General features: G+C 72.3%; 29 protein-coding genes. 12 read left to right on the forward strand and 17 right to left on the reverse strand.

Annotation, left to right across the window (positions count from 1 at the left end; genetic code table 11):
* Nucleotides 1-85 precede the first annotated feature (85 nt).
* Nucleotides 86-703 carry a DUF305 domain-containing protein gene (locus JOD48_RS00500; RefSeq protein WP_204806680.1) on the reverse strand — a complete coding sequence of 206 codons (618 nt, stop codon included), beginning with the start codon at nucleotides 701-703 and terminating at the stop codon, nucleotides 86-88.
* A 196-nt stretch (nucleotides 704-899) separates the two neighbouring features.
* Between JOD48_RS00500 and JOD48_RS00505 the strand changes: the two genes are divergently transcribed.
* The gene (locus JOD48_RS00505; protein WP_204806682.1) at nucleotides 900-2258 is read left to right on the forward strand and encodes an FNR domain-containing protein; all 1359 of its coding nucleotides are present in this window, start codon (nucleotides 900-902) and stop codon (nucleotides 2256-2258) included.
* A 73-nt stretch (nucleotides 2259-2331) separates the two neighbouring features.
* On the opposite strand, the gene JOD48_RS00510 is transcribed toward JOD48_RS00505, so the two are convergent.
* Nucleotides 2332-2772, reverse strand: coding sequence for a DoxX family membrane protein (locus tag JOD48_RS00510; RefSeq protein WP_307823893.1), 441 nt, complete (start codon nucleotides 2770-2772; stop codon nucleotides 2332-2334).
* A gap of 239 nt (nucleotides 2773-3011) precedes the next feature.
* On the reverse strand, nucleotides 3012-3581 hold the full coding sequence (locus tag JOD48_RS00515; RefSeq protein WP_307823894.1) for a GNAT family N-acetyltransferase: 570 nt from the start codon (nucleotides 3579-3581) through the stop codon (nucleotides 3012-3014).
* Nucleotides 3582-3670: 89 nt separating this feature from the next.
* Between JOD48_RS00515 and JOD48_RS00520 the strand changes: the two genes are divergently transcribed.
* Together JOD48_RS00520 and JOD48_RS00525 are read left to right on the forward strand one after the other, a co-directional pair.
* Nucleotides 3671-4057: an ArsR/SmtB family transcription factor gene (locus JOD48_RS00520; RefSeq protein ID WP_204806687.1), complete on the forward strand. Its 387-nt coding sequence runs from the start codon at nucleotides 3671-3673 to the stop codon at nucleotides 4055-4057.
* Nucleotides 4058-4155: 98 nt separating this feature from the next.
* A complete protein-coding gene (locus tag JOD48_RS00525; RefSeq protein WP_204810196.1) occupies nucleotides 4156-5916 on the forward strand; it encodes a SulP family inorganic anion transporter in 1761 nt (586 codons plus the stop codon).
* Here JOD48_RS00525 and JOD48_RS00530 read toward each other — a convergent pair.
* The 4 genes from JOD48_RS00530 to JOD48_RS00545 all read right to left on the reverse strand — a co-directional run bounded on the left by JOD48_RS00530 (nucleotide 5906) and on the right by JOD48_RS00545 (nucleotide 7786).
* Nucleotides 5906-6199 carry a DUF1905 domain-containing protein gene (locus JOD48_RS00530; protein WP_204806689.1) on the reverse strand — a complete coding sequence of 98 codons (294 nt, stop codon included), beginning with the start codon at nucleotides 6197-6199 and terminating at the stop codon, nucleotides 5906-5908. The genes JOD48_RS00525 and JOD48_RS00530 overlap by 11 nt on opposite strands.
* 56 nt (nucleotides 6200-6255) lie before the next feature.
* Nucleotides 6256-6876 (reverse strand): hypothetical protein, encoded by a 621-nt coding sequence (locus JOD48_RS00535; RefSeq protein ID WP_204806691.1) that lies wholly within the window; start codon nucleotides 6874-6876, stop codon nucleotides 6256-6258.
* 68 nt (nucleotides 6877-6944) lie between these two features.
* Complete coding sequence (locus JOD48_RS00540; RefSeq protein WP_204806694.1) at nucleotides 6945-7349, reverse strand: hypothetical protein; 405 nt, start codon at nucleotides 7347-7349, stop codon at nucleotides 6945-6947.
* The gene (locus JOD48_RS00545; RefSeq protein ID WP_204806696.1) at nucleotides 7346-7786 is read right to left on the reverse strand and encodes an SMI1/KNR4 family protein; all 441 of its coding nucleotides are present in this window, start codon (nucleotides 7784-7786) and stop codon (nucleotides 7346-7348) included. Before JOD48_RS00545 ends, JOD48_RS00540 begins: the two co-directional genes overlap by 4 nt.
* Before the next feature lie 598 nt (nucleotides 7787-8384).
* Between JOD48_RS00545 and JOD48_RS00550 the strand changes: the two genes are divergently transcribed.
* Complete coding sequence (locus JOD48_RS00550; protein WP_191791191.1) at nucleotides 8385-8792, forward strand: type II toxin-antitoxin system VapC family toxin; 408 nt, start codon at nucleotides 8385-8387, stop codon at nucleotides 8790-8792.
* Nucleotides 8793-8832: 40 nt separating this feature from the next.
* Here the strand turns inward: JOD48_RS00550 and JOD48_RS00555 are convergent, their stop codons facing one another.
* The 3 genes from JOD48_RS00555 to JOD48_RS00565 are packed head-to-tail and all read right to left on the reverse strand — an operon-like array spanning nucleotide 8833 to nucleotide 12065.
* Entirely contained in the window at nucleotides 8833-9543 is a 711-nt protein-coding gene (locus tag JOD48_RS00555) for a hypothetical protein (RefSeq protein ID WP_204806698.1), read from the reverse strand.
* A 12-nt stretch (nucleotides 9544-9555) separates the two neighbouring features.
* On the reverse strand, nucleotides 9556-11814 hold the full coding sequence (locus JOD48_RS00560) for a hypothetical protein (protein ID WP_204806700.1): 2259 nt from the start codon (nucleotides 11812-11814) through the stop codon (nucleotides 9556-9558).
* Entirely contained in the window at nucleotides 11811-12065 is a 255-nt protein-coding gene (locus tag JOD48_RS00565) for a hypothetical protein (RefSeq protein ID WP_191791194.1), read from the reverse strand. The genes JOD48_RS00560 and JOD48_RS00565 overlap by 4 nt, the downstream gene beginning before the upstream one ends.
* A 175-nt stretch (nucleotides 12066-12240) precedes the next feature.
* Here JOD48_RS00565 and JOD48_RS00570 point away from each other — a divergent pair, with 175 nt between their 5' ends.
* Both JOD48_RS00570 and JOD48_RS00575 read left to right on the forward strand, forming a co-directional pair.
* Entirely contained in the window at nucleotides 12241-12687 is a 447-nt protein-coding gene (locus JOD48_RS00570) for a DoxX family protein (RefSeq protein ID WP_204806702.1), read from the forward strand.
* A gap of 4 nt (nucleotides 12688-12691) precedes the next feature.
* Nucleotides 12692-13363 (forward strand): M23 family metallopeptidase, encoded by a 672-nt coding sequence (locus JOD48_RS00575; RefSeq protein ID WP_204806704.1) that lies wholly within the window; start codon nucleotides 12692-12694, stop codon nucleotides 13361-13363.
* 24 nt (nucleotides 13364-13387) lie between these two features.
* On the opposite strand, the gene JOD48_RS00580 is transcribed toward JOD48_RS00575, so the two are convergent.
* From JOD48_RS00580 to JOD48_RS00595, 5 genes are all read right to left on the reverse strand, one after another.
* Nucleotides 13388-13876, reverse strand: coding sequence for a nitroreductase/quinone reductase family protein (locus tag JOD48_RS00580; protein WP_191791198.1), 489 nt, complete (start codon nucleotides 13874-13876; stop codon nucleotides 13388-13390).
* Nucleotides 13873-13998, reverse strand: a complete 126-nt coding sequence (locus JOD48_RS19815; protein WP_275581426.1) for a hypothetical protein — start codon at nucleotides 13996-13998, stop codon at nucleotides 13873-13875. The genes JOD48_RS00580 and JOD48_RS19815 overlap by 4 nt, the downstream gene beginning before the upstream one ends.
* Complete coding sequence (gene glsA / locus JOD48_RS00585; RefSeq protein WP_191791199.1) at nucleotides 13995-15005, reverse strand: glutaminase A; 1011 nt, start codon at nucleotides 15003-15005, stop codon at nucleotides 13995-13997. Before glsA ends, JOD48_RS19815 begins: the two co-directional genes overlap by 4 nt.
* 133 nt (nucleotides 15006-15138) lie before the next feature.
* Nucleotides 15139-16725, reverse strand: coding sequence for an MDR family MFS transporter (locus tag JOD48_RS00590; protein WP_204806706.1), 1587 nt, complete (start codon nucleotides 16723-16725; stop codon nucleotides 15139-15141).
* A gap of 172 nt (nucleotides 16726-16897) precedes the next feature.
* Nucleotides 16898-17641 (reverse strand): DUF305 domain-containing protein, encoded by a 744-nt coding sequence (locus JOD48_RS00595; protein ID WP_204806709.1) that lies wholly within the window; start codon nucleotides 17639-17641, stop codon nucleotides 16898-16900.
* A gap of 161 nt (nucleotides 17642-17802) precedes the next feature.
* Here JOD48_RS00595 and JOD48_RS00600 point away from each other — a divergent pair, with 161 nt between their 5' ends.
* On the forward strand, nucleotides 17803-19536 hold the full coding sequence (locus JOD48_RS00600; protein WP_204806711.1) for a carbohydrate-binding protein: 1734 nt from the start codon (nucleotides 17803-17805) through the stop codon (nucleotides 19534-19536).
* Nucleotides 19537-19739: 203 nt separating this feature from the next.
* Nucleotides 19740-19970 (forward strand): hypothetical protein, encoded by a 231-nt coding sequence (locus JOD48_RS00605; protein ID WP_204806713.1) that lies wholly within the window; start codon nucleotides 19740-19742, stop codon nucleotides 19968-19970.
* An 87-nt stretch (nucleotides 19971-20057) separates the two neighbouring features.
* Here the strand turns inward: JOD48_RS00605 and JOD48_RS00610 are convergent, their stop codons facing one another.
* Both JOD48_RS00610 and JOD48_RS00615 read right to left on the reverse strand, forming a co-directional pair.
* The gene (locus tag JOD48_RS00610) at nucleotides 20058-20459 is read right to left on the reverse strand and encodes a (R)-mandelonitrile lyase (RefSeq protein WP_204806716.1); all 402 of its coding nucleotides are present in this window, start codon (nucleotides 20457-20459) and stop codon (nucleotides 20058-20060) included.
* Nucleotides 20459-21397 (reverse strand): helix-turn-helix transcriptional regulator, encoded by a 939-nt coding sequence (locus tag JOD48_RS00615; protein ID WP_204806718.1) that lies wholly within the window; start codon nucleotides 21395-21397, stop codon nucleotides 20459-20461. Before JOD48_RS00615 ends, JOD48_RS00610 begins: the two co-directional genes overlap by 1 nt.
* 155 nt (nucleotides 21398-21552) lie before the next feature.
* Here JOD48_RS00615 and JOD48_RS00620 point away from each other — a divergent pair, with 155 nt between their 5' ends.
* The 4 genes from JOD48_RS00620 to JOD48_RS00635 all read left to right on the forward strand — a co-directional run bounded on the left by JOD48_RS00620 (nucleotide 21553) and on the right by JOD48_RS00635 (nucleotide 24848).
* Entirely contained in the window at nucleotides 21553-22452 is a 900-nt protein-coding gene (locus tag JOD48_RS00620) for an aldo/keto reductase (protein ID WP_239527305.1), read from the forward strand.
* A gap of 67 nt (nucleotides 22453-22519) precedes the next feature.
* Nucleotides 22520-23569 carry a zinc-dependent alcohol dehydrogenase family protein gene (locus tag JOD48_RS00625; protein ID WP_204806720.1) on the forward strand — a complete coding sequence of 350 codons (1050 nt, stop codon included), beginning with the start codon at nucleotides 22520-22522 and terminating at the stop codon, nucleotides 23567-23569.
* Nucleotides 23570-23641: 72 nt separating this feature from the next.
* Entirely contained in the window at nucleotides 23642-24397 is a 756-nt protein-coding gene (locus JOD48_RS00630) for a carboxymuconolactone decarboxylase family protein (protein WP_204806723.1), read from the forward strand.
* An 85-nt stretch (nucleotides 24398-24482) separates the two neighbouring features.
* The gene (locus JOD48_RS00635; RefSeq protein ID WP_204806725.1) at nucleotides 24483-24848 is read left to right on the forward strand and encodes a DUF2255 family protein; all 366 of its coding nucleotides are present in this window, start codon (nucleotides 24483-24485) and stop codon (nucleotides 24846-24848) included.
* Nucleotides 24849-24861: the final 13 nt, after the last annotated feature.

A 24861-nucleotide genomic window follows, 5' to 3' on the forward strand; every position in this document is an offset into this window, starting at 1 on the left:
GCGCACGGCGGGTGGTCGAGGGGGTGGACCGTGCGGAGGGCCGGAACTCATCGGTCCACCGCCCGCGCCCGCGACGCAGCGCGACCTACCGCCCGAGGAGCGTGTCGATCTCGGCCATCTCGGCCGTCTGCACGTCGACCATGACCTGCGCGAGGTCCCGGAGCTCGGCGTGCCCGCCGCCCTCGATCTCGCCCTGCGTCATCGCGATCGCCCCCTCGTGGTGCGAGTGCATGAGCTCGAGGAACGTCTTCTCGGCCGCGGCCACCGCCGTGGCGTCACCCGCGCTCGCGTCCGCGAGGCGAGCGAGAGACCCCATCTGGTCGCTCGTGAGCATGCCGTTCGCGACGTGCACGGAGTGCATCTGCATGAGGTCGTCCATGGCCCAGGCGTCGGCCCAGCCGAGCATGGTCTCGATCTCCTCGGCCTGCCCGTCGAGGATCCGCTGCGCGAGGTCGCGCGTCGGTTCGCTCACGCCGTCGACCGCCAGGATGATCTCGCTCATCTCGACGGCCTGCTCGTGGTGCGGGGTCATCATCGCGACGAAGTGCGTGTCGACGTCGTTGACCTCGGCCGGGGTGCCCGCCGGGCCGCTCGCGGCGGACGCGCTGTCGTCCCCCGATGCGGGCGACCCGTCGGCTGTCGAGCACCCCGCGAGGGCGGCGGTCAGGACGAGCGCGGTGAGGACGGCGGGCAGCTTCTTCATGAGGACTCCGGTGTGTCTCGGGATCGCCGGGGCACGCGGGCGCCGGTTCCGGCGAGCGTCCGACCAGGGTAGGTGCGAAGTCTGGGAGCCGGCTGTGTCCCCACGGGGCGGTGCGCCGCCAGATCACCCTGTGGATCCCGCGCCCCGGCGGTCCCCGTCACAGTATGGTCAGCGCACTCGACGAGGAGGCCACCGTATGACTTCCCCCCTGTCCACAGACCACCTTCCGGCGACGCCCACCCTGGCGCGCGCCTCCGACGAGGCCGACCTGCCGCCCCTGCTCACGGGGTGGCGGCGCCTGTGGACGCGCCCCGCGCTCATGCCGTACGTGCGGCTCGTCGTCCTGGTCCTGGCGATCAACGTGGCGGTGGCGGTCACGGTGCTCCCCGGCACGTCGTCGCCCGCGCGTCTCGACCTGACCCTCACGGCGGCCGCGCTGAACCTCGGGGCCGCGGCCGTGATCCGGCAGCAGCACGTCGTCAACCTGCTGTTCCGCCTCGCGACGAGCGCGCCCGTGACGTGGCCCCTGCGCGTCCGCGCAGGGCTCGCGAAGGTCTACCACCTGGGCGGGATCCACGTCGGCGCGGCGATCTCCGCGACCGCGTGGTTCACGGTGTTCGCCGCGACCGCGCTGAGCCCGGACGGGCGGGGCGAGCTGTCGGGGCCGACGCTCGGGGTCGTCGTCGTCCTCGCGCTGCTGCTGCTGACGATCGCCGCCCTGGCCACCGCGCCGCTGCGCCGCAGGCGCCACGACCTGTTCGAGATGAGCCACCGGCTCGGTGGTTGGTCGACCCTCGCGGGCTTCGCGGCCCTGACGGTCCTGTTCGCGCGCGACCTGTCGCCGGACGACCCGTCGGGTGCGATCCTCTCCGCCCCCGCGACGTGGGTCCTGGCGGTCGTGGTCGTGTGCGTGGGGCTTCCGTGGCTGCACCTGCGCAAGGTCGCGGTGGACGTGCACACGCCCTCGTCCCACGTCGCGATCGTGCGTCTGCACCACGACCCGAAGACGTTCGTGGGTTCCTCGACGACGATCGCCCGGCACCCGCTCGGCCAGTGGCACCCGTTCGCCAACCTCGTCACGCCGAGCCGACCCGAGCTGCGTCTGGCGATCTCCCGGGCGGGCGACTGGACGGGGTCGTTCATCGACTCCCCGCCGGACCACGTGTGGGTCCGCGGCGTGCCCACGGCCGGGGCGGGGAACGTCGGCAAGCTCTTCCGCAAGGTCGTGTGGATCACGACGGGCAGCGGGATCGGCCCGTGCCTGCCCAGCCTGCTCGCAGGTGCGCCCGCCCACCTGGTCTGGGTCACCCGTACGCCCGAGGCCACGTTCGGCCCCGGGCTCGTCGGCGAGATCACGGAGTCGCTGCCGGACGCTCTCGTGTGGGACACGCGCGCGCTGGGCAAGCCCGACCTCGTGGCCCTCGCGCTCGACGCGGTGCGCACGACCGGCGCCGAGGCCGTCATCTGCATCTCGAACCGTCCGACGACGTTCCAGGTCGTCGAGGGCCTCGAGTCGCGGGGCATCCCCGCGTTCGGCGCCATCTGGGACTCCTGAGGCGCGCTGCTCCTCCCCCCGCCCGACGGCGTCACGATCGTGGCGCCGTCGGGCTGCGGCAGGTCTCAGCGCGTCAGCGCGCGTCGCACGTCAGCCGTGCCCCCAGCGTGACGGCCGCGACCACGGCCGCCGCGGCGACGAACACGACGTCCTTGAGGACGTACTGGCCCAGCAGCGTCATGCCGTCGCCGAAGAGCTCGCCGGGGAAGAGCACCACGGGTGACAGCATGCCGACCAGCGCGACCGCGAGCACGACCAGGCCCACCTTCAACCATCGCCCCGTCAGGAGCGTCAACCCGATGACGGTCTCCACGACCGCCGTCAGGACGACCGCCGCCGTCCCCTCGACGACGCCGAAGGTCAGCGCCCCGACCGTCTGCGTGACGATATGCTCCGCCGGGCTCGCCCCGGGGAAGTACTTGAGCACCCCGAATCCCAGGAACACCAGGCCGAGCGTGACCCGGAGCGCGGGGACCGACCACCGCGTCAGGTGGGCGGCGAGGGCGACGGCCACGGCGTCTGACCGCCCGAGGAGACCAGGCCGCGCGGGCCGGTCGCCGGTCAGGGCCGTCGAGGCAGGCAAGGCAGGCGAGGCAGGCGAGGGCAAGGTCTGGGGTCCGGCAGCAGGCATCTGGTCTCCTCGTCGAGAGCGTGCGGACAGGCGGCGCTCTGCGGAGAAAGCACCGTGACGTCCGGATAGGTGATGGCTCGGCGAGCGTAGCCACCGCTGATGAGGGCCAGATGAGGCCGGGATCAGCCCGCGAGGCGGGCGTGCAGGTGCATGTCGTGCCAGCCGTCGACGTGCTTGCCGCTCTCCCGGAGCGTGCTCTCGGGCACGAATCCCGCGGCGAGCGCGACCTTGCAGGACGCCTCGTTGCGCGTCGAGTGCACGAGTCGCAGCCTGTGCAGGCCGAGGTCCTCGAACGCCCAGGCGACCAGCAGCCCGACGGCCCGGGGCGCGACCCGGCGGCCCCGCGCGGCAGGCAGGACCCAGTAGCCGACCTCTCCCCCGCCCTCGTGCAGGTCCAGGTGGTGCAGGGCGGTGCGGCCGACCACGACGCCGTCGGACTCGACCGCCCAGTCCCCGGCCGCCTCCTGCACCCAGTGCTCGTGCCGCGAGTCGACCCACCCCTCCGCCTCCGCGAGGTCGGCCATCGCGCGGGCGTGCCAGAGCTGGATCGCCGGGTCCTGGTACGCGGCGAGGAGGGTCGGGGCGTCGGCCCGGACCCAGGGGCGCAGCGTCAGCCCGTCGCCCGCGAGGACGGGCATCGGCTGTGCGCTGAGGTGGCCGGGGCGGACGGTGGGCTCGGTGAGGAGGGGCACGCCGCGATGATGCCACGGGAGAAGGAGGCGAGCGGAGAAGAACGATGGATTGAGGAGTTGCTAAACTCGCCAAGTCTCCAGGAGGTCCTGTGCCCACCACCGCCACCACGGCGCCGCTCTACGCGATCAAGGCCGAGCTGTTCCGCTCCCTCGCGCACCCCACCCGCATCCAGGCGCTCGAGGTGCTCAGCGCCGCGACCGGCCACGAGGCCCCCGTGAGCGACCTGCTCGCCGCGACGGGCGTCGAGGCCTCGGTCCTGTCCCAGCACCTCGCGGTGCTCAAGCGCGCCGGTGTCGTGACGTCGTCGCGCACGGGCAACACGGTCGTCTACCGGCTGAGCCGGCCGCTCGTCGCCGAGCTGCTCGTCGTCGCGCGCGCGTTCCTGCGCGAGACTCTCGACTCGTCCGGGCGACAGCTCGCCGCCGCGGACGAGCTGCCTCCCCTCCAGGGGGAGAGCGAACGGACCGGGCAGTGACCCGGGCGCCCCGGCCGTCAGGCCCGCCCCTGCCCGTCGGCTCGAACCCGCCGACCCGCTCGGCCCGCTCACCGCGCTCCGCCCGGTCCCCGCGCGACCTGCTCCCTTCGCGGGCCGACGTCGACCTGCGGCCCCGGACGCTGCGCGCCGACCTCCTCGCGGGGATCACGGTCGGCGTGGTCGCCCTGCCGCTCGCCCTCGCGTTCGGTGTGAGTGCCGGGGTCGGACCCGGTCCTGGGCTCGTGACGGCCGTGGTCGCGGGCATCGTGGCCGCGGTGTTCGGCGGCTCGCGCGTCCAGGTCAGCGGGCCGACCGGCGCGATGGCCGTCGTCCTCGCCCCGATCGTCGCCCAGCACGGCCCCGCGGCGGTACCGCTCGTCGCGATCCTCGCGGGCGTCGTCGTGCTGCTGGCCGGGGTGACGCGGCTCGGGCGCGTCGTGACGTTCATCCCGTGGCCCGTGGTCGAGGGGTTCACGGCCGGGATCGCCGCGATCATCTTCCTCCAGCAGGTCCCCGCGGCCCTGGGCGTTACGGGCACGGTGGGCGGCAACCCGCTGGTCGTCGCCGTCGACTCGGTCGTCGCCGCGTTCGCGAACGGCCCCGCGGCCCTGTGGACGCTCGGCACCGTGGCGCTCGTCGCCGTCGTGATGCTGGTCCTGCCGCGCGTCGCACCCGCGCTGCCCGCGTCGCTCGTCGCGGTCGTGCTCGCGACCGTCGTCGTCCAGCTCACGGGCGCCCCCGTCGCACGCATCGGCATCCTGCCCGACTCCCTGCCGCTCCCGACCGTGCCGCACCTCGACGCGGGCATGCTCCGGTCGCTGATCGGCCCTGCGGTCGCGGTCGCGGCGCTCGCCGCGATCGAGTCCCTCCTCTCGGCCCGCGTCGCAGCGGCGATGCCGTCGCCCGCGCCGGGCGGGCCCGCACGTTCCGGGTCCGTCAGGCCGTCACGCGGGCCGTCGGGCGCCACGACCGTGCCCGACGACGGCTCCCACCGCTACGACCCCGACCGCGAGCTCGTGGGCCAGGGCCTGGCGTCGATCGCGAGCGGCGTGTTCGGCGGCATGCCGGCGACGGGTGCGATCGCGCGGACCGCGGTCAACGTGCGCGCGGGTGCCCGAACGCGGCTCGCGGCCGTCGTGCACTCGGTCGTGATCCTGGGCGTCATCTACCTGGCGACCGGACCCGTCTCGGCGATCCCGCTCGCGGCCCTGGCCGGTGTCCTCATGGTCACCGCGGTACGCATGGTCTCGGTCGCGACCCTCCGTGCCGTGCTGACCTCGACCCGGGCCGACGCCGTCGTGCTCGTCGTGACCGCGGTCGTGACGATCGCGGTCGACCTCATCGAGGCCGTGCAGATCGGGCTCCTCGTCGCGGCGTTCTTCGCGCTGCGCTCGGTCGCGAAGGCCGCGGCCGTGCACCGCGAGCCGCTGCCCGGACCGGCCCTGCCGGGTGACGAGCACATCGCGCTCTACCGGCTCGACGGCGCCATGTTCTTCGGTGCGTCCGACCGCATCCACGCGCAGATCCGCGACGACCAGGACGCCCTCGTCGTCGTCCTGCGGCTCTCGCACCTGCGCCTCGTCGACGCGACGGGCGCCCACGCGCTGGGCGAGCTGGTCGCGGACCTCGAGCGCTCGGGCGTCACGGTCCTGGTCAAGGGCATCCAGCCCGCCCACCTACCTGTCCTGACACGCGTCGGCGTGCTCGACGAGCTGCGCCACGAGAATCACCTGTTCGCCGACCTGTCGCCCGCGATCGAGCACGCGCGCTCGCACGTCGCGCGGGCACAGGCCGGGACCGGGTCCCCGGCCGCGAGCGCCGCCGGGGCCACGGCCCCCCGGGATCCCCTCAGCGCGTGACGTCGAGCGTCAGCTGCACGGTGACGGTGTCGCCCAGCTCGACGCCCTCTGCCGCACGGATCGCGTCCTTGAGCGGCACGACGTACAGGCCGTCCTTGGCGAACAGCGACGTCGTCCAGGTCGTGCCCCCGATGCGCGCCGAGACCGGGATCATGCCCCAGCCGTAGGTCACGAGGGCCGCGACCTCGTGGATGCGGGCGCTCTCGGCGTCGGGCACGGTCACGAAGTGGAAGGGTGCGGGCCCCCGCCAGTGCCACACCTCGCCGACGGCCTCGATGTCCATCCGCCCAGCATCCCCCGGGGACGCGCCGCCCGCCGCCCCTGCGCCGAGCGCGCAGCTCAGACCAGGATCGCGACCACGACGACGAACAGCGTGACGAGGACGAGGAGCACACCGAGGCCGACGAGCAGGCTGACGGCGACGGGGTGGGCCTGGCGCCACGGCACGAGGCGCGGGTCGAGGGCACGGAGCTGGGTCGGCGTGACGGGCTGACGAATCGGCGTGAGCGGGACGCCGCGACCGGCGAGGTCGAGCGCGAGGGCGGAGAGCTGCTCGCGGTCCCACATCTGTCCCACGAGCAGGAGGAGACGCTTGCGCGGTCCGACGACGACGAGGTGATGGGTGGGCGCGGCGCCGGCGAACCCCATGCTGTCGATCGTGACGACGCGTTCCATGTCCTCGACCGTGAACGTCTTCGACCGCCCCCACCCCTGGACCGTGAGGGTCCCGTCACCGAACGTGACGCGCGACTTGTCAGCCACCTGGCGGGCGAGGGCGTACGTCAGCGGGATCATGGCGAGCACGAGGCCCAGGAAGACGAGCGGGAGCGCGATGCTCCGCGTGGTGATCGCGAGCGTGACCGCGTTCAGCCCGAGGAGCGGCGCCAGGATCCCGATGAGCATCAGGTTGGTGCGCACCATGCGCCGCTTCGCGTCGTCGTGCAGGGTCAGCTCGGTCATGCGCGACATCGTCCCACGGCCGATACCGGCGTCCGGGACTGCGCCCGCGCCTCGACTCCCCGCTCCGCTCAGGCGCGGGTCGCCGTCGCGACCGCCCGCTCGAAAGCGCCCGCGAGCGCCGCACGGACCGCGTCCGGGGCGTCGGGGGCGCAGCGCGCGGCCACCGTCGCCGCGAGCTCGGCGAGGTGGGGCAGCAGGGCGTCGAGCTCTGGGGTCGTCGCGTCGAGCTCGTGCGCGGGCACGACGACCGTGGCGGTGATCCGTCGCCGCGACCGGGAGAACCGGACGTTGCGGACACCGGCCGGGCCGGCCGAGGGCGTGACCGAGCCGCCGAGCGCGAGCATCAGGTCGAGCTCGTCCAGGCCAGGGACGTCGAGCGGGGCGCACTCGGCCTGGAGCGCGCGGCGCAGGACGGTCGCGGCGGTGAGGTCCCGCTCGGGGCCGCCCAGGACGTTGCGCTGCGTGACGATCATCGGCAGGCCTCGGGCGGGAGGTCGGGCAGGTTCTGGTCGAGCAGGTCTGCGAAGGTCTCGGCGAGGGTGTGCCGCTCGCCCGTGTCGTGGTCGAAGGTCACGACGGGGCCGTCGTTCGTGATCACGAGGGGATTGCCCGAGCCGTCGAACCCGATCACGAGCCCTTCGTCCGCGACGGCCCAGCCGTCCGCGCGGAAGGCGCGCGTGAGGGCCGCGACGTCGGTGTCCTCGAGCGGGGACGCGTTGCACAGGCCGTGGACGGGGACGCCCACGAAGCACCCGCCGTGCCGCCCGACCACCTCCACGTACCCAGGGTCAAGGACCACGTCGAGGCCGCTCACGGCCTCCTCGATCTCGTCGCGCGTCGAGGGCTCGCCCGCGCCGTAGAGGGCCACTGCGGCGTCCAGCCGTGCCAGGAGGTCGGGGGTCAGCACCATACGTGCAGGTTAGCCGGGGCCTGGGACAGCCCGACGGCGTCACGTGCCCGGGTGCGCGCGTCACGCCGGCACGGGACCATGACCAGGCACGCACCTCTTCCCGTCCGGAGCCACCTCCACACTCACCGGATCGAAGGGATCTGGCCCCGGAAGTCGCATCGCCCCATCCTCCGTTCGTTCCCTCGCATTCCCATTGAGCGAGCCGACGAGCCTGGCGACGTCCCCTCTTCGCCCGGCGTTCGCGGGCGGAGTCCTGGAGGAGTCCTCGATGCTCCCCGACGACGACCTGGCCACGACCGTCAGCGAGATCGCCCACCTGACCGGTACCGCCGCGGGTCTGCGGACGCTGTTTCGACGACGCCGGGAGAGTGCTGACCCCGTCCTCCACGGGGACGACTCCGAGGCCGTCCTCCGCGGTGCGCGGCCCCGCTCGCGGCACGAGCCCTCGCACCGCTCCGCGTGCGCGTCACGGCCTGACGCTCGCCCCACGCTGCCCGACGACGTCACGCACCCGGGTGCGCCGGTCACCGTAGAGCGGGACGATGGCGGAGGCACGTCCCCTCCTCCCCTGACCAGCCCCTGACCAGCGAGGTGCTCCATGACCCGGTTCGTCATCGACCCCGGCACGGTCCTGCGGCTCGTCGCCGACGACGCCCAGGTCTCGGACACGCACGAGCTGCTCGCGCCGACCCTCCTGCGGTCGCAGACGTTGTCCGCTCTGCACGAGGCCGTGCATCGCGGTGACCTGTCCGTCGAGGTCGGACGGGAGCGGCTGGCCCGCGTCGGCCGTCTGAAGATCCGGCTCCTCGGCGACGGCGTGCTGCGCCGCACCGCGTGGACGGTGGCTGATCGGCTCGGCTGGGCCTCGACCTACGACGCCGAGTACGTGGCCCTCACACAGCTCCAGGGCGATGCCCTCGTGACGGCCGACGTGGAGCTCGCCCGCGCCGTCCGGGGGGTGGTCGAGACGGCACCGTACGAGGCGCTGCTCGAGCCCCTGGCGTGATCTGCGCCTCGGGGTTGAACAGAGCCTCGAACCACCCACCTCACCCGGCCGGTGACTGACTCGAAGCACCCGACGGGCTGCCCTTGACGACGTCCTCGGGCTGGAAAGGCTCGACCACGGGCACAGGATCGAACCACCCGATGCTCCGTTGCGACGGCACGCATGCGAACGAACGAGTCCGTTCCCCCTCGTCCACGAGGTCCTGCGGAATCTCCCCCAGCCCACTCCGCAGACGACCGTCCTCACCCTTCACGACCTCGTACGCGTAGAGCTTCCACTCCGCCGCTCCGTCCACCGACATGTCCTGCGCGGACACCCAGGTCCCCGCGAACTCGCACACCACTACCGTCGCGCGCGCGCCCGAGGGATCGGCGTCGACCCGTATCGGATCAAATGCCAACGGAGCCAGGACGACCAGGTGATCGTCGGGCTCCTCCTTCGCTCGGCCCGTCACGAGTGTCTCGGTGCCTTCGATGAGAGCCGGCGTCGTCGTGCTCCACAGATCCGGGTCACTGAAGTCGTGCTCATTGACCGCCAACGCCCGGTTCAGCTCCGAGGCCCGCACCGCCTGTACCCATGGATCGGACTCCAACGGTCCAGACGGCTCACCCCCCTCCCACCGCATCCCCGGCGTCGCCAGGTCCGACGGCCCCTCACGCCCGGCGGGCACGGGAGAGCACCCCACCAGCACCACCACCCCGAGCAGCACGCCCACGACGCCCAGCGCGCCATCCCGCACGGTCACTGTCATCTCGTCTCCTCGTCAGTCCCTGTAGTCCGGCGTGCCGCTGCTCGCTCCGGCCCGGCCTGCGTTCACCGCGGCGTCGACCAGATCGGTCATCGCAAGCCGTTCGGCCTCGGCGGAGGGCAGCCCGGCCGCGACATGGCGTCCTACGGCGGCGTCCCACTCCTGGTCGTGGTGTCCCGTCGCGACGAGCTCGGCCAGCAGCTGCCCGACAGCGGCACGCCGGTCGACCAGCATCGACTCGATGCTCGAGTCGCCGGTCACACCGGCCGCAGCCCGGGAGTTGAGCCAGGAGGAACCCGTCACCTGCTTGCCGACCGCTGTCACCGCCTCCCCGGCCACGAAGTCCACGCCGAGCTGGAGACCGGGAGCCGACACCGGCACCAGACCGACGGCCGACGAGGCCACGTCGACGAACGCCTGGTTCTGCTCGTCGTGGTAGGCCGCCCGGAGATACGCAGCGCCGTTGCCGGACCCCTCGGCGAAACCCTCCAGACTCGTGACGTGCGTCGCGACGTCGACGAGGGTCGGCCCGCGCCCGTTGGCCGCGTCGGTGCCGTACTGGTCGATCTCGCCGAGGAGAAGCCTCCCTAGCGCGCTCTGCGTGGACCCGTTCTCGCCGACGATCCCCATGACCTTGCCGAGCGCGGCATCGGAGACGTTGGGGACGGAGTGATACGAGCCGTCCGAGAGGAGAACCCTCTCACCGACGACGACCGTTCCCTTCTGCGCCTCGGACTCGTGCGTGATCGGGTACATCGCGAAGTCCCGTACGTGAACTTCGAGGACACGGTAGAGGTTCCGTGCGCCGAGGTCGTCCACCCCGACCGGGGTGAGGGACGTGTTGTTCCCCAGGGCGTCCATGACCTGCCCGGTCAGAGCAGCCGACCGCTTCTCCATCCCAGGATCGGGAACCTCGGCTGTCCGTCCGCCCTCGACCTGCAGTGCCCCGGCCCACAGTGCAGCCGGCCCTGCGAAGCCGTCCCCGGTCGTCCCTGTGGCCCAGTCACGGACGCCGAACCAGTAGTCGACCCGCCCCCAGTCGATCTCAGTGTCGCCGTTCTGGGGCGTCAGCCACGCCATGGCCTCTGTCGGGTACAGACCCAGCGTCTCGAACACGCGACCCGTCGCATCGTCCGACGGTGCTCGACCCGCGACGTCGGGGTGGTCGTTCCAGCTCAGGTACCGACCGCCGGAGACCGCGCTCTGGTCGATCACCGGCGCGAACCCCACCCGCTCGGTCGGGCGCTCCCACGCGTCCAGCCGGTCCGCGGCCGCGACGGCCAGCGAGGGCCCCATCGGCGCTCCCGATGCGTCGCCGAAGATCCATCCGAGCGTCGAGAACGATCCGCCCACGACAGGGCTCGCGCGGTGCAGCAAGCCGTCGACGAACGATGCCGCCTGCTTCCCGCTCCAACCTTGCGAACCGGTCGAGAGACCCGCGCGGAGCGCAAGGGCGGTCGAGGCGAGCAGACCTGGGTCGACGGTCTCGTCGCCCACGCCCCCCATGGCCGTCCCGAGGGCGCTGACGAGGTCACGCGTCCGTTCCCCGCCGAGAGCCTGGAAGTAGGCGTCCATGACGACGGGGTCCTGGCCCCAGGCGTCGAAGAAGCCCCGCAGGTAGGTCACGTCCCCGCTCTTCAGGTCGCCGTCCAGGGCCTGGTCGGCGAACCGGGTGTACGCATCGACGAGCTTGGCCGTGCTCAGCGCCTCGACCCCGGTGATCCCCGCTCGGGACAACACCTCCTTGCGCTGGGCCCACCCCGAGGACGCGGGGACCGCCAGCGCGGCCACCAGCGTCTCGTCCAGCGCCTGACGCTGGGTCGCGAGGTCGCGCAACGCAGCGTTCGCCGCGTGCTCCTCCTGCGCGGCCTGGTCGGCGAGCATCGCCTTGCGCGCCACGACCGCCGGGCTCGCCCCCGCATCGAACCCGCCCATCGCGTAACGCATGCGCTCGGCGTCCTCACGTACCTGCCGATGGAACACCACCTGCGACTGCAGGGCCACGACAGCGTCCGCGTACCTCTCCAGCGCGGCGTGCACGGGACCGACCACCTCGGCCAGCCCCGCCTGGCGTGCCCGCACCGACCCCGCCTCCACCTGCCACGCCGTGGCGGCCTCACCGTCCCACGTCTGCGGACCGAGCGTCCCGCGCACCCCTTCGACCCCCGCCGCGACCTGCGTCAGCGCGTCCTGGCACCGGCGCAAGGTCGCCGCGAACCCCAGCGGGCCCATCATCACGCCCGCCCCCGGGTCCTCCTCGTCCCACCGGATCACGACATGACCCGAGCCAGCGCCCCGTCGGCCTCCTGCATCGCCTCCGCGACCCCCGTCGCGTGAGCGGCCAACCCGTCCACCTCGCCGCGTGCGAGCAGAAGGTCGGTCGAGAACCACAACGCCCATTCCTCCACGGCCGCAGCCACGGCCGCGCTCCCCACGTCCTCGCACCACGCCTGTACCCGCTCCGGTACCTGCCCCGCCAGCGACACCAACCGGGCGCCACCGCTCGCCAACGCCTCGAACGACACGCTCAGATCCCTTGCCACCACACAACCCCCTGCATCCCCCTGTGCGGCGGGAAGCGCCCTGCCGACGGCCGCACACTAGCGGAACTCCGGACCCGCCGGGTGCGGGTCCCGACCGCGGACGGCGAGCCGCAGGTTCCCGGATGCCAGCCGCCCCGACCGCGAGGACCATGGCCGCATGACGAAACTGCTGACCGCCGACCCACCGCCTGACACCCTGCCTCGCCGGATCGGGCGCGTCGCGCTCGGACTGGCCCTCGTGTTCGCCGGGATCAGCCACCTGACCTTCTCGCGCGAGGAGTTCCAGGCCCAGGTGCCGGACTGGTTCCCGGTGGACGAGGACGTCACGGTCCTCGCGTCGGGGGCGGTCGAGATCGCGCTCGGCTCGTCCCTCGTGGTGCTCTCGAGGCGACGCGTCGCGGTGGGGCTGGTCGCGGCGGCGTTCTTCGTCGTGATCTTTCCCGGGAACATCGGGCAGTGGCTCGAGCACAAGGACGGGTTCGGGCTCGACACCGACGCCAAGCGGTTCGGGCGGTTGTTCTTCCAGCCCGTGCTCGTCGCGTGGGCGCTGTGGTCGACGGGGGCGTTCAGCGCCCTGCGACGTGCGCGGACCGACCTCCCCTGACCGCATGACCGTGACCCTCGCGCTGCCGTTCCGCGGGCGGTGGCTCGTGCAGAACAGCCCGGCCCGGCGCGTGCCCAGCCACGGCGTCGACGTCCTGGGCCAGCGGTTCGCGATCGACTTCGTGGGCGTCGACGACCGGGGCCGCACGGCGACCGTCCGCGACTGGCGCACCATCCTGGCGACCGAGCCTCCCGAGCGCTTCGTCGCGTTCGGTCGCTCGATCCTCGCGCCGGCGGACGGCGTCGTGGTCCAGGTGCACGACGGCGAGGAGGACCACGCGGCCCGTCGCTCCCAGGCGGCGCTCGTGCCCTACGCGCTGGGGGCCGCGGCTCGGCTCCGCGAGGGAGTGCACGCCGTCGCCGGGAACCACGTGACCGTCGCGCTGCGAGGCCCCGGCGCGTTCGTGTCCCTCGTCCACCTGCGACGCGGGTCCCTGCGGGTCCGGGTGGGCGACGAGGTGCGCGTCGGGCAGCCGCTCGCCGAGTGCGGAAACTCCGGGAACTCGACCCAGCCGCACGTGCACCTGCAGGTCACGGACAGCGCCGACTTCTCCGTGGCGCACGGCGTGCCGGTCGCGTTCCGCGACTTCCGCGAGTGGCCCCGCGGACGAGGCGAGCCCCTCGACCGGGCGACGGGACTGCCCGGGGAACGCTCCGTCGTCGGGCCGCTGGGGTGACGACCCGCCCCCTCGGCACCCCGGTCACGCGACCGGCTGGAGCCGGAACAGGCGGACCACGCGCCCCGAGTCCCGCTCGTAGGCCCTGTACCCCGGCCACTGCGCCTGGATCAGGTCCCACGCGGCCTCGCGCTCGTCGTCGTGCTCGACGAGCGTCGCCCGCACCCGCATGTCCCGGCCACGGACCGTGATCGACGCGTCAGGGTGCGCCAGCAAGTTGTACGTCCAGGCGGGGTGCCGGTCGCGCGCGAACGACGTGCCCGCGACGATCGCCCGGCCGTGACCGTCGGGCGTGTACATGAGGTAGGTGCTGCGCGGCTCGCCCGATCGCGCACCCGTCGTGTGCAGGACGAGCGACGGGACCAGGATCGCGCTGATCTGCCACCGCCCGCCCGACACGCGCGCGAGGAACCGCTCGACCGGCGGCAGCACGACCGGCCCGGCCCTGCGGAAGGCCCGCGTGCGCGTGAGCGGGGCGACCAGGGAGCGGACGACCTGCAACAGGGAGGTCATGCCCCCATGATGGCCGGGGTCGCCGCGGGGCGCTCGCCCGCCGAGCCCTGGCGCCGCTCGACGACGTCGCCGAGCCCGGCCGCCGCGGGGACGCGCGAGAGGCACCCAGGATGAGCGTTCACGAGCGGGACTCCGTCTTCTCCGGGACGTGCACGGACGACGCGAAGAGGTTGAGCCCGAGGGCGCGGGACAGGTAGGCCGTCGCGCGCTGACCCCGGACGCTGTTGCCCGCGGAGTCCAGCGGTGGAGAGAACGTCCCGATCGCCCCTTTTCCCGGCGCCACCGCGACGACGCCCCCGGCGACCCCCGACTTCGCGGGGAGCCCGATCTCGAAGAGCCACTCCCCCGACCGCTCGTACAGGCCCGTCGAGGCCAGCACCGCGAGGGTGTCCCGGCAGACCTGCGCCGAGACGACCCGCTCCCCGGTGACGGGGTTGACCCCGCCGTCGGCAAGAGTCGCGCCCATGACTGCCAGGTCGCGGGCCGTCACGCGCAGCGCACACTGGCGCGTGTACACGTCGACGACCTCGAGCGGGTCGGTCTGGATCCGTCCGTAGCTCTCGAGCAGGCGCGCGATGGCCCTGTTGCGGATGTTGGTCTCGGACTCGGACCGGTAGACGACGCCGTCGAGCTCGAGCGACCGGCCCGCGAAGCGCGAGAGTCCCGTCCGGACGTTCTCCCACTGCTCGGCGGGCGTCCCGCCAGGCATCATCGCGGTCGCCGCGAGAGCGCCGGCGTTGACCATGGGGTTCATGGGGTGCCCGTCGTTGAGCTCGAGCGCCATGACCGAGTTGAACGGGAGCCCGGTGTTGTTGACACCGACGCGGTCCCGCACGGCGTCGTGCCCGTAGGCCTCGCACACGAGTGCGTAGACGAACGCCTTGGAGATCGACTGCACCGAGAACTCCACGCCCGTGTCCCCCGCCTCGTGCATCTCGCCGTCGACCACGGCGACGCTCACACCGAACAGCGCGGGGTCTGCCGTGGCCAGGACCGGGATGTAGTCGGCGACGGCTCCGGCCGTGAGGTCGCGGTACCGGGCGTGCGCCTCGACGACCAGGTGCTCGACGCGGTCCCACCGGGGCAGCGCCCCGGTCGCAGCCACCTGTTCGACGTCGTCGACGTCCATCGCGCACCGCCCGTCTCTGGAACCCTCCGTGATGCTCCCACCACGTTCGCGAGGGCGCACTCGGAGACTGGAGGCCGGTGCGGGAGGTGTCGATCGTCGCGCCCGCCCGGGCCCCCTGCCCCGACGGCGCCGCTCACCGCTCGACGGCCGCTCCCCTGGCCACCAGGCCCGCCTTGTCCGACAGCTTGATCTCCTTCATGAAGAAGGCGATGACGAACCCCACCACGCCGAGCGGGACCAGGTACCAGAACGCGGGGGCCAGTGCGTCGGTGTAGGCCGTGACGACGACGTCGTGCAGCTGGGCCGGCAACCCCTTGACCGCCTCCGGGGTGAGGGTGTCCGGGCCGAAGTTCGCCGGGACGTCGCTCGGGGGCAGGCCCTTGGCCGCGTCGGTCAGGTTCGTCGCGAGCCTCGTGGTGAACACGGTCGAGAACACGCTCGTGCCGACCGCGGCACCGATCTCCCGCAGGAAGTTGTTCGTCGACGTCGCCACCCCGACCATCTCGGGGGCGACCGAGTTCTGCACCGCGATGACGATGGTCTGCAGCACGAGCCCCAGCCCGAACCCGAGCACGAAGATCATCGCGCCGAAGGTCACCATCGAGATGTCTGCCGTGAGCTGCGTCAGCAGGACCAGGCCGATCGTCGCGATGCCCATCCCCAGGATCGGGTAGATCTTGTACCGTCCCGTGCGCGCGATCAGCAGGCCCGAGCCGATCGCCGTGATCATCAGCCCGACCGTCATGGGCAGCATGAGCAGCCCGGACTCCGTGGCGCCGTAGCCCTGCGCCATCTGCAGGAAGGTCGGCAGGAACGACAGCGCCGCGAACATCGTCATGCCCAGCACCAGGGCGATCGAGACCGACACGGAGAACGTCGGGCTCTTGAACAGGTGCAGCGGGATGAGAGGGTCGGCCGCCCTGGTCTCGACCACGAGGAACCCGACGAGCGCGAGCACCGCCACGACCAGCACCGTCAGCAGGGCGGGGCTGCTCCAGTCGTACTTCTTGTCGCTCGAGATCGTGCTCCAGCTCGTGAGGAGCACGATGCCCGCGGTCGTGACGGCCATCAGGACCGCACCGCCGACGTCGAACCGGCGGCTCGGCGTGCGGGACGGGAGCCGGAGCTTGAACCAGGCGATCGCCAGCGCGGTCAGCCCGATCGGCACGTTGAGCCAGAAGCACCAGCGCCACCCGGGGCCCTCGGTGAACCAGCCGCCCAGCAGCGGGCCGGCGACCGTCGCGATGCCGAAGACCGCACCCATGGGCCCCATGTACTTGCCGCGGTCCCTGGCCGAGACGATGTCGGCGATGATCGCCTGGCTCAGGATCACGAGGCCCCCGGCCCCCAGCCCCTGGACCGAGCGCCACACCACGAGCTCGACGAACGAGCCCGACAGCGCGGACCCGGTCGACCCCACCACGAAGATCGCGATCGCGACCAGGAAGGGCAGGCGTCGCCCGCGCACGTCGCCGATCTTGCCGTAGATCGGCATCACGATCGCGATCGCCAGCAGGTAGGCCGTGATGATCCAGCCCTCGTCCTGCGCGGCGCCGAGGTCCCCCACGATGGTCGGCAGCGCCGTGCCCACGACCGACTGGTCCAGCGCGGACAGGAACATCGCGGCCAGCAGGGAGCTGAAGATCACGTAGACGGTGCCCTTGGAGAGCACGATCTCCGGCTCGCTCGTCGTCGTGGCACGGGACGTGGCGTCGCTCATCGCAGCTTCCTCACTGGCGCACCGGACCTGGCAGCGCCCGTCGGGAGATCTCGGGACTCGCGTGCGGAGGATGCGGCCGGCCCCCGGTCGAGAGGCTCGTCCGTCGCGTCCCTCGATGGTCGTACGGGGGCCCGGAGGGCGCAACACCTGACGGACTGCCGCTACCCCGGGCTCAGAGCCCGTCGAGGAGATCGCGCATCCGGTCGATCTCGCCGCCCTGGCCCGACGCCGTCTCGGCGGCGATCTCGTGCGCGAACAGGTCCTGACCGTCGACGAGCACGACGTCGACCATGTCGAGCGCGCCCTCGTGGTGCGCGATCATGCCCTCGAGGAAGAGCCGGTCGAACGCCGCCCCGCTCGCTGCCGCGAGCGCCGCCATCTGCTCGTCGGTGAGCATCCCGACGGCGGCCTCGCCGTGGGTCCCGTGCCCACCGTCCGCACCGTCGGGGACGCGCGGGCCCGTGCCGCCCGCGGTCTCGGCTCCCTCGGGCACCTCGACGTCGCGCGCCTGCAGCCACGACGCGAGCGCATGGATCTCCGGTCCCTGCCCGGCGGTGACGCGCTCGGCGAAGGCGCGGACGGCGTCGGACTCCGCGCGGTCCGGTGCGAGCGCGGCGATCTCCAGGGCCTGCAGGTGGTGCTCGATCATCCCCGCGACGAACCCGACGTCCGCCTGGTTCCAGGAACCCTCCGCCGGGGCACCGTCGAAGTCCTCGGGTGCGACGGTCGCGTTCCCCTCCCCCGGCAGCCCTGGCTGGACGACGACGCTCGACGGCGTCGAGGTCGGTGCCGCCTCGCCCGTGCACCCCGAGACCCCGAGCGCCAGCCCGACGACGACGAACCCCCAGGTCAGCGTTCGGGCGCCCGGACGTGGGGCGCTCGCCCACCCTGCGTTTCCAGCGGGAAAACTCCGCATCGGCTCTGTTCCCTCCGTGTAAAACCTCGCCGGAACCATCCCGTTTAAGTGGTGCATGTCACATTTGACGGTCAGAATGCGCAGAACCCTACCAAGGAGGTGTTTCCCTCGTGCATCGAAGAACGCACAGGCGCAAGAACCGGGTACTGCTCGCCTCGTCCGTGGCCGCAACCCTCGCCGTCTCCTCGCTCGCGGTCGCGTCGGGCGCGTACGCCGAACCGTCCGACGGATCTCCGGAGGCGGTGGCCGAGCTCCTCGAGCAGGCTCCGTCCTCCCTTCCCGCGCAACGCCTCGCTCCCCTCGCCCAGGCCACCGACGTCCTGGCCCCCGGGGAGATCGCCGGCAGCCCTAACCTCACCCTCGTCGCCAACATCCCCAAGAACGGGGCCTTCGCGCCCGAGGGCCAGTACAACAGCGACCTCGCCTTCCAGGGCCGCTACGCGTTCGCCGGCAACTACGGCGGGTTCACGGTCTACGACGTCGCCGACCCGACGAACCCCCAGCAGGTCGCGCAGGTCGTCTGCGCCGGCTCCCAGAACGACATCTCGGTCTACGGCGACCTGCTCGTCCTGAGCACCGACTCCTCGCGCAGCAACGCCTCGTGCGACAACGTCGCCCAGAGCGCGACGATCAAGGAGTCCTGGGAGGGCCTGAAGGTCTTCGACATCTCCGACCCGACGTCGCCCCGGTACGTGTCGGCCGTCGAGACCCAGTGCGGCTCGCACACGAACTCGCTCGCCCCGTCGAAGGACGGCAAGGACCTGTTCGTCTACGTCTCGTCCTACTCTCCCAACGCCGCGTTCCCCGACTGCAAGCCGCCGCACGACCTCATCAGCGTCGTGCAGATCCCGGTCGACGACCCGGAGTCGGCCGAGCTCGTCTCGACGCCCGTCCTCTTCCCCGACGGCGGCAACCCGGGCGGCAACGGCTCGAGCACGACGTCCGGGTGCCACGACATCACGACCTACCCGTCGAAGGACATCGCGGCGGGCGCGTGCATGGGCGACGGCATCCTCATGGACATCTCCGACCGTGCGCACCCCGTGGTCACCGAGGTCGTGCGGGACACGACGAACTTCGCGTTCTGGCACTCGGCGACGTTCAACAACGCGGGCACCAAGGTCGTCTTCACCGACGAGCTCGGCGGCGGCGGCGCGCCCACGTGCAACGCGACGGTCGGGCCCGAGAAGGGCGCGGACGCGATCTACGACATCGTCGACGGACAGCTCGTGTTCAAGAGCTACTACAAGATCCCGCGCGAGCAGGCCGCGACCGAGAACTGCGTCGCGCACAACGGCTCGCTCATCCCCGTCCCGGGCCGCGACATCATGGTCCAGGCCTGGTACCAGGGCGGGATCTCGGTGTGGGACTTCACGGACTCGGCCAACCCGGTCGAGATCGCGTGGTTCGACCGGGGCGCGCTGTCGCCCGACCGGCTGATCCTCGGCGGGTCGTGGTCGGCCTACTGGTACAACGGCGCGATCATCTCGAACGACATCCAGAAGGGCCTCGACGTCCTGCTGCTCGACGACCCGGTCACCAACGCCGCGAAGTCGGTCCTGACGGACGAGCTCAACCCCCAGGCCCAGCCGACGTACGTCGAACCGGCCGCGTGGTCGAAGAAGACCGCCTACGCGGGCGGAGCGATCGTCACGTACGGCGGCGCCGTCTGGCGGGCCCAGTGGTGGACCTCGGGCCAGACCCCCGGGGACCCGTGGGGCCCGTGGGAGGAGATCGCAGGCGTCGACTCGAAGGGCGTCGGGGCGTGGAAGCCGACCCGCGTCTACTCCTCGGGGGACACCGTGACGCACGACGGCACCACGTACACCGCCAAGTGGTGGACGAGGAACCAGGCCCCCGGCGACCGCTGGGGACCGTGGGCGCCGCAGGGCTGACCTGCGTCCCGCCCGGGCTGCGGCCCGGGTGAGCCACTGCCCGACGGCGCCGCTCGCCTCACAGGTGAGCGGCGCCGTCGGGCACGGTGCGGCACGAGCGGCACGGGCCACCGGGAGACCCACTACTGTGAGGTGCCCGCTCTGCCCCGAGGCCCGTCCTGCGGGCAGGTGACCGGGCGCGACGACCGAGAGGGACCGCACGGATGGCCAAGCAGCCCAGGGAACGACCCTTCGTCGCGCTGATCGGTGCGCTCCTGTTCGTGGCCGGGGTGGCCCTCACCGCCCTGTTCGCCGCGGTCGCGATCTGGAACCTCGTGCACGGGGAACGAGGAGGGGCGTGGGGGATCTTCGCGGTCACCGTCCCTGTCGGGGCCCTCGGCTTCTGGCTCATCAGGGTCAGCCGGGTCCCGGTCGGCGATGCCCTCAACATCTGATCACCCCTCCAGGGGCCGCCCGGGCGAGAGCCGGTCGGCCACCCCGCCGAGCGTGAGGACCCCTCACGGAGACGGTCACCGCCTCGCTCATCGGGCGGCGTACTCGGTGTCGGTGACGTGCTCGAGCCAGGTCGTGCTCCGGGCAGGGTCGTCGGCACCCTCCGAGATCGCGAGGTGTTCCATGAAGGAGTCAGGTGCAGCGCCGTGCCAGTGCTGCTCACCCGGAGGGCAGTACACCGTCTCGCCGGGCAGGGCCCGGACGACCGCGCCGTCCCTGGTACCGACCAGCGCGACACCGGAGACGACATGGAGGAACTGACCGCGGGCGTGGACGTGCCAGGCGGTGCGTGCACCGGGGGCGAAGCGAACGCGTCCGACGACGGTGCGTTGATCGCCGTCCAGCGGGCTGACGATCATGTCGAGCCAGACGTCGCCGGTGAACTGCTCGGGCGGGTTCTTCGTCGTGGGGGCCCGCGGCAGGGTACGCATCAGCGTTCTTCTCCTCGAAGCGTGGACTGGGACGGGGACCGGGACGGGGCGGGGCGTTCCTCCTGCTCGCGGGTCGCGGCCCAGGACGCGAGGAGCTTGAGCCCGTCGTCGGACGGGGACCCGGGGACCGCGGTGTAGACGTTGAGCTGCAGGCCGGTGTCGGCGGGCAGCTCGAGGGCCTCGTAGTCGAGCTCGAGCGTGCCCACTGCGGGGTGGTGGAACACCTTGGTGCCCGTGCGGTGCAGCCGCACGTCGTGCGACGCCCACAGCCGGCGGAAGTCCTCGCTGCGTGTGGAGAGCTCCCCGACCAGTCCGGTGAGGGCCGTGTCGTACGGGTTCTTGCCCGCCTCGGCCCGCAGGATCGCGACCGCGTCGTGCGCGATGCGGTCGTACCGGTCCCCCCAGAATGCCCGTGCCGCCTCCGCGTCGAGGAACTGGAACCGGGCACTGTTGACCGGCCTCTTCGCGATCCGCTCGGGCGACTCGTACATGGGCGAGTACAGGGCCCGCCCCAGCGTGTTCGCCCCGAGCACGTCGAGCCGACCGTTGCGCACGAACGCCGGCGCGCCCTCCATCGAGTCCAGGATCCGCTGGACCACCGGACGGAGGACGGGCGCAGAGGTGCGCCTGGCGCGTGACCGGGCAGCCCCGGACTGGTTCGCCGCGCGGGCGAGATCGAACAGGTGGTGGTGCTCGGCCTCGTCGAGCTGCAGCGCCTGGGACACGGCCTCGAGGACCTCCTCGGACACACCGCCCAGGTTCCCGCGCTCGAGCCGCGTGTAGTAGTCGACGCTCACACCCGCGAGCATCGCGACCTCCTCACGGCGCAGGCCCGGCACACGCCGGTTGCCACCGTACGCGGGCAGGCCTGCGCGCTCGGGGGTGATGCGCGCCCGGCGGCTGGTGAGGAACTCGCGGGTCTCGGCCTTCAGGTCCATGCCTTCGACGGTACGGCCGACGCCCCGCTCCTGGGAGGTTCTGCTGGTACCTGGGGCTCCCTGCTGGCGCGGACCGGCGCCGCGACGTCGTGACGTCCGAGCGGGGTACCAGCAGGACCTGCCTCATCCGGCGGAAACCTCCTAGCGTGAAAGGCATGACGACGAACCCGATCCCCACTCTGACACTGAACGACGGCACCGAGATGCCCGCCCTCGGGTACGGCGTCTTCCAGACGCCCCCGCAGGAGACCGTCGACGTGGTCACCGAGGCGCTGCGTACCGGCTACCGGCACATCGACACCGCCGCCGCCTACGGCAACGAGCGCGAGGTCGGACGCGCGATCGCCGGATCCGGTCTCGAGCGCGACGAGATCTTCGTCGAGACGAAGGTCTGGATCAGCGACTACGGCTACGACGCGACGCTGCACGCGTTCGACAAGTCCGCTGGAAAGCTCGGCATCGAGACCATCGACCTGCTGATCCTGCACCAGGCGCTGCCGAGCCGGTTCGACCTGACGATCGAGGCCTACCGAGCGCTGGAGACGCTGCTCGCCGACGGCAAGGTCCGCGCGATCGGCGTCAGCAACTTCATGCCCGAGCACCTGACCTCGCTCCTCGAGGCCACCACGGTGGTCCCGGCCGTCAACCAGATCGAGGTCCACCCCTACTTCCAGCAGAAGGGCCTCCAGGAGCTGCACGCCGAGCACCGCATCCTCACGCAGGCGTGGTCGCCGATCGGCGGCATCACGTTCTACCCCGGCTACGGCGAGGAGCGTCGCAGCACGCTCGAGGACCCGACGATCGGCCGGATCGCCACCGCGCACGGCAGGACGCCCGCGCAGGTGATGCTGCGCTGGCACCTGCAGCAGGGCCGCTCCGCGATCCCCAAGTCCGTCACCCCCGCGCGCATCGCCGAGAACTTCGCCGTCACCGACTTCGAGCTCACGGGCGACGAGCTGGCCGCGATCGACGGCCTGGACACGGGCGTCCGCGGCGGTCCCGACCCCGCCGACATCACGCTCGAGACCTTCGGCCGCGAGATCCCCGAAGCCTGAGCACCAGCACCGCCGACGGCGACCGCCACACCCGATCCATCCCCGCACCACCGAGAGGCACCACCTCATGCGAGCAACACTCATGTACGGCGCCGGAGACGTCCGCATCGAGACCGTCCCCGACCCCGTCCTCCAGCAGCCCACCGACGCCATCGTGCGCGTCGTGCGGGCCTGCGTCTGCGGTTCGGACCTGCACCCCTACCACTCCATGCGTGGGGCGACCCAGGGCAACCCGATGGGCCACGAGCTCATCGGCGTCGTCGAGGAGACCGGCAGCGCCGTGACGAACGTCAAGAAGGGCGACTTCGTCATCGCCCCGTTCGCGTTCTCCGACAACACGTGCGTGTTCTGCCGGGAGGGCTTCCAGACCTCCTGCGTGCACGGCGGATGGTACGGCTCCCGCGAGACCGGTGGCCTCCAGGCCGAGCTCGCCCGCATCCCGCTGGCCGACGGCAGCCTCGTCGTCGTCCCCGACGTCGACCCGGCGACCGCCGACGAGGGACTGCTGAACTCCCTGCTCACCCTGTCCGACGTGTACCTCACCGGCTACCACGCAGCGCACATGGCACAGGTGCAGCCCGGCCAGATCGTCACCGTGATCGGTGACGGAGCCGTCGGGCTGTCCGCCGTGCTCGCCGCCAAGCAGCTCGGCGCCGAGCGGATCATCCTCATGGGCCGGCACGCCGCGCGCACCGACCTGGGGCGTGAGTTCGGCGCGACCGACGTCGTCGCTGAGCGTGGCGCCGAGGGCATCGGCAAGGTCATGGACCTCACCGGAGGCGAAGGCTCGCACGCCGTGCTCGAAGCCGTGGGCCACATGCCCGCCTACGAGCAGGCCTACGGCGTCGTCCGCCCCGGCGGGATCATCTCCCGCGTCGGCGTCCCCCAGTACGAGGACGCCCCCGTCGGGTTCGGGTCCCTGTTCGGGAAGAACGCACGCCTCGCCGGTGGCCCCGCCCCGGTGCGGGCCTACCAGGAGGCAGCGATCGCCCAGGTCCTCGCAGGGGAGATCGACCCCGGCAGGGTGTTCGACGCGACCCTGCCGCTCGAGGACGTCGCCGAGGCCTACCGCCTCATGGACTCCCGCGAGTCCCTCAAGGTCGCCCTGCGGCCCTGACCACCGGGGGTGGGCGCCCCGGCGCCCACCCCCTTCCCTTCCGTGTCCCCGACCCCGCCCCGAGGAGTGGTCATGGCCCCCACACCGTCCGCACGCGCCCACCACGACGAGCTGTTCCCCGACCACGTCTCGACGCTCGCAAGGACCGACCCGGAGCTCGTCGAGTACTTCGACAACTTCGCGTTCGACGAGGTGCAGCGCGACGCTCCCCTGCCCGTGCGCACCAGGCTCATGGTCCAGCTCGCCGCGCTCATCGCCTGCGGTGCCCTGCACGAGTTCCGCGTGATGGCCGGCGCCGCGCTGACCGTCGGCGTCACGCCGGTCGAGGTCAAGGAGGTCGTGTACCAGGCGGTGCCGTACGTCGGCATGGGTCGCGTGCTCGACTTCCTGCACGCGACGAACGCGCTCCTGACCGAGCGCGGTGTCAGCCTGCCGCTGCCCGGCCAGTCGACCACGACGCCGGACACCCGCTCGGAGGCCGGGCTCGCGGTGCAGAAGCAGATCGTCGGCGCGGACGCCGTCGACGCGATGTACGCGAACGCGCCGGCCGACGAGCAGCACATCCAGCGGTACCTGTCCGCGAACTGCTTCGGCGATCACTACACCCGCGACGGGGTCGACGTGCCCACGCGCGAGCTGCTCACCCTCGCCATGCTGATCGCCCTCGGCGGAGCCGAGCCCCAGGTCGCCGGTCACGTCCGCGCCAACCTCGACGTCGGGAACGACCGCGCCACGCTCCTGGCGGTCATCACCCAGCTGCTGCCCTACGTGGGCTACCCGCGCACCCTCAACGCGTTGCGCGCGCTGGACGAGCACGCCCCCGCCTGAGCAGGCGACGCGCCACCGCACCATCGATCCTGAGGGGACGTGCAGGACCGCCGACATGGCCCCCTCACCACGAAGGAGCAGCACCATGAGCGACTGGAGTTCCGCCGACCTGGCGGCCATCGACGCCGACGGCGAGCTGCGCGTCGCCGCCCACCGCCCCGACGGGACGCTGCGCACCCCCCGCATCGTGTGGCACGTCGTCGTGGACGACCATCTGTACATCCGCTCCGTGCGGGGCGTCGACGGTGCCTGGTACCGCGGCGTGCAACGCACGGGCACCGGTCAGATCGACTCCGGCGGAGTCCGCGCCGACGTGACCTTCGTCCGCGACGGCAGCCACGACGACGCCGTCGACGCCGCCTACCGCGCCAAGTACGGCAACGGCTCGGCCGTCGACCACATCACGGCACCCGGCGCGCGCGCCACCACGCTGCGCGTCGAGCCGGCCTGACCACCTGCCGATC

Source organism: Oerskovia paurometabola (assembly GCF_016907365.1).
GTDB classification, from domain to species: domain Bacteria; phylum Actinomycetota; class Actinomycetes; order Actinomycetales; family Cellulomonadaceae; genus Oerskovia; species Oerskovia paurometabola.

Bases quoted from the DNA above. Each gene is read 5' to 3' on its own strand.
- JOD48_RS00500 (WP_204806680.1), bottom strand. From the start codon at position 703: ATGAAGAAGCTGCCCGCCGTCCTCACCGCGCTCGTCCTGACCGCCGCC.
- JOD48_RS00505 (WP_204806682.1), top strand. From the start codon at position 900: ATGACTTCCCCCCTGTCCACAGACCACCTTCCGGCGACGCCCACCCTG.
- JOD48_RS00530 (WP_204806689.1), bottom strand. From the start codon at position 6,199: ATGGACATCGAGGCCGTCGGCGAGGTGTGGCACTGGCGGGGGCCCGCA.
- JOD48_RS00535 (WP_204806691.1), bottom strand. From the start codon at position 6,876: ATGACCGAGCTGACCCTGCACGACGACGCGAAGCGGCGCATGGTGCGC.
- JOD48_RS00540 (WP_204806694.1), bottom strand. From the start codon at position 7,349: ATGATCGTCACGCAGCGCAACGTCCTGGGCGGCCCCGAGCGGGACCTC.
- JOD48_RS00545 (WP_204806696.1), bottom strand. From the start codon at position 7,786: ATGGTGCTGACCCCCGACCTCCTGGCACGGCTGGACGCCGCAGTGGCC.
- JOD48_RS00550 (WP_191791191.1), top strand. From the start codon at position 8,385: ATGACCCGGTTCGTCATCGACCCCGGCACGGTCCTGCGGCTCGTCGCC.
- JOD48_RS00555 (WP_204806698.1), bottom strand. From the start codon at position 9,543: ATGACAGTGACCGTGCGGGATGGCGCGCTGGGCGTCGTGGGCGTGCTG.
- JOD48_RS00570 (WP_204806702.1), top strand. From the start codon at position 12,241: ATGACGAAACTGCTGACCGCCGACCCACCGCCTGACACCCTGCCTCGC.
- JOD48_RS00575 (WP_204806704.1), top strand. From the start codon at position 12,692: ATGACCGTGACCCTCGCGCTGCCGTTCCGCGGGCGGTGGCTCGTGCAG.
- JOD48_RS00580 (WP_191791198.1), bottom strand. From the start codon at position 13,876: ATGACCTCCCTGTTGCAGGTCGTCCGCTCCCTGGTCGCCCCGCTCACG.
- glsA (WP_191791199.1), bottom strand. From the start codon at position 15,005: ATGGACGTCGACGACGTCGAACAGGTGGCTGCGACCGGGGCGCTGCCC.
- JOD48_RS00590 (WP_204806706.1), bottom strand. From the start codon at position 16,725: ATGAGCGACGCCACGTCCCGTGCCACGACGACGAGCGAGCCGGAGATC.
- JOD48_RS00595 (WP_204806709.1), bottom strand. From the start codon at position 17,641: ATGCGGAGTTTTCCCGCTGGAAACGCAGGGTGGGCGAGCGCCCCACGT.
- JOD48_RS00605 (WP_204806713.1), top strand. From the start codon at position 19,740: ATGGCCAAGCAGCCCAGGGAACGACCCTTCGTCGCGCTGATCGGTGCG.
- JOD48_RS00610 (WP_204806716.1), bottom strand. From the start codon at position 20,459: ATGCGTACCCTGCCGCGGGCCCCCACGACGAAGAACCCGCCCGAGCAG.
- JOD48_RS00615 (WP_204806718.1), bottom strand. From the start codon at position 21,397: ATGGACCTGAAGGCCGAGACCCGCGAGTTCCTCACCAGCCGCCGGGCG.
- JOD48_RS00620 (WP_239527305.1), top strand. From the start codon at position 21,553: ATGACGACGAACCCGATCCCCACTCTGACACTGAACGACGGCACCGAG.
- JOD48_RS00625 (WP_204806720.1), top strand. From the start codon at position 22,520: ATGCGAGCAACACTCATGTACGGCGCCGGAGACGTCCGCATCGAGACC.
- JOD48_RS00630 (WP_204806723.1), top strand. From the start codon at position 23,642: ATGGCCCCCACACCGTCCGCACGCGCCCACCACGACGAGCTGTTCCCC.
- JOD48_RS00635 (WP_204806725.1), top strand. From the start codon at position 24,483: ATGAGCGACTGGAGTTCCGCCGACCTGGCGGCCATCGACGCCGACGGC.